This is a genomic window from Mesorhizobium sp. M7A.F.Ca.CA.004.12.1.1, from assembly GCF_003997835.1.
Lineage (GTDB): Bacteria > Pseudomonadota > Alphaproteobacteria > Rhizobiales > Rhizobiaceae > Mesorhizobium.
In genome coordinates this window covers 1-1,451 of sequence record NZ_RZRK01001139.1, presented here as the reverse complement: position 1 = coordinate 1,451, position 1,451 = coordinate 1, and the positions used below count along the sequence as shown (strand labels likewise).

The window sequence follows — 1,451 nt, the reverse complement described above, 5'->3', positions numbered from 1 at the left end:
GCTCAGGAATGTCTGGATTTCGCGGTTCGTCGGCGCCGAGGAGCCACCATGGCGGGTAACCGAAATGGCCGCCGCAGCATTGGCATAGCGCGCTGCCTCGAAGGGCGGGGTGCCGCGCGCCAACGCGCTGACAAAAGCGCCGATATGGGTGTCGCCGGCGCCATTGGTGTCGACGGCGTTGACCTTGAAGCCGGCAATGGTCTGCGCTGACCCGTGGGCCAACCGTACGTGGCAACCCTTTGCTCCGGAGCGGATGATCACGCCAGCAGCCTGCGGGCAATGGTCGCCCAGAAGTCGCGCCGCGAGACCCTCGACATCGCCCGGGCCGGCAATCTCGGCCGCCTCCCTCGTGTTGCAGCTCAGCCATGTGGTGCGGGCAAGCACCCGCGACAGGATGGAGCGTGGAATGTCCGAGATGACCGGCGTCGGATCGAAGACGAAGGGAATATTCGCCGGCAGCGCCTCGATCCAGTCGGTGAGCGCATCGCGGCTCTTGGGGTAGCTCAGCGTATAGCCGGAGGTGAACACCCAGTCTCCCGGCGCCACCGCGACGGGCGCCATCATATCGAGGCTGAGTACGCTCTCCGCACCTGGCCATGACACGAAGGTGCGTTCGGCGTCGCTGGAGATCATGGCGACGCAATTGCCACTGTCCATCAAGGGCGATGGCGGCGTCAGTGTCGCGATGTTCTCGGCCATGAAGGCGGCGCGCAGGAAGTCGCCATTCGGCCCACTGCCGAGCTGGCCGCCGAACACCACCTGCATGCCGGTGCGGCTGGCCGCCACCATCATGTTGAAGCCGCCGCCGGCGACCTGGGCGAAGCTCGATGCCGTCTTTTCCATGCCGGGCGCCGGCAAAGCGTCGATGCGGTAGACATAATCGACCACGGCACTGCCGATATGGACGAGACGGCCGCTCACGCCGCCGCGTCCTTGCTGGAACCGGCTTTCGCCGCCCTTGCCGCGACAAGGTCGGCGGCGAGCGCGCCAACCTCTGACAAGTCGATGCCGACAAGCCGGAGGATGTACTCTTGCGGCAATCGGGAAAAGCCGGTGCAGGCGCCGGCCATGCCGGCAGCGATGGCGCCGATCGTATCGGTGTCGCCGCCGAGATTGGCGCTGATGATGGCTGCTTGCCAGGGGTCGCCACGGGCGACTTCCAGCACGGCGAAGGCAGCCGGAACGGATTCCTGGCTGGCGACGCCGGTGCCGACCAGATCGGTGATCAGCCGGATCGCATCCCTGATCGCCTTGCCACGCACGATGTCCTGCGCCCAGACGATACGCGCGGCGATGTCGCCGCCGGTGACCCAATGTCCGAGCGTCGCCCCTCGCCTCGCCGCCGCGACCGCGCTGGCCGAAGCATCGCGCCAACCGCCGCCGGCGACGCCGCGGCTGACGGCGGCTGCGACGGCTGCGGCCGAGGCTATGGCGATCGAGGTGTTGTGCGT

General features: G+C 67.6%; 2 protein-coding genes. Both read right to left on the bottom strand.

Annotation, left to right across the window (positions count from 1 at the left end):
• A partial coding sequence (locus EN984_RS34480) for a PfkB family carbohydrate kinase (protein ID WP_127384351.1) occupies positions 1 to 921 on the bottom strand: 921 nt, incomplete at its 3' end.
• Positions 918 to 1,451 (bottom strand): ADP-ribosylglycohydrolase family protein (locus tag EN984_RS34475; RefSeq protein ID WP_206517561.1); only part of this gene is annotated, 534 nt, incomplete at its 5' end. The genes EN984_RS34480 and EN984_RS34475, both read right to left, overlap by 4 nt.